Genomic DNA, 326 nt, shown 5'->3' with positions numbered 1-326 from the left:
GTCCACCGGCGACGACACCAACCCCTTCGCCTCCGACGGCTTCACGCCGATCGACGAGCGCGCCGACCGCAACCCCGCCTTCGACGCCCGCCGCAGCGCCGGCAACACCAACGACCTGCGCGGCAAGATCCTGCGCATCAAGGTCGCCGCGGACGGGTCGTACACGATCCCCGCCGGCAACCTCTTCGCCCCGGGTACCGCGAAGACGCGCCCGGAGATCTACGCGATGGGCGTCCGGAACCCCTTCCGCATGAGCGTCGACAAGGCCACCGGCATCGTCCACCTCGGCGACTACGGCCCTGACGCGGGAAGTGCCAGCCCGACCC

General features: G+C 71.2%; 1 protein-coding gene. It reads left to right on the top strand.

What is annotated here, in order from left to right; genetic code table 11:
• A partial coding sequence (locus tag ACLWS4_RS38200; RefSeq protein ID WP_416876597.1) for a PQQ-dependent sugar dehydrogenase occupies window positions 1-326 on the top strand: 326 nt, incomplete at both ends.

This window comes from Kitasatospora sp. SC0581 (assembly GCF_048159585.1).
In the GTDB taxonomy this organism is placed as follows: Bacteria; Actinomycetota; Actinomycetes; order Streptomycetales; family Streptomycetaceae; genus Kitasatospora.
The sequence above is the reverse complement of the archived record's forward strand: the minus strand, read 5'-3'. Positions and strand labels throughout refer to the sequence as shown.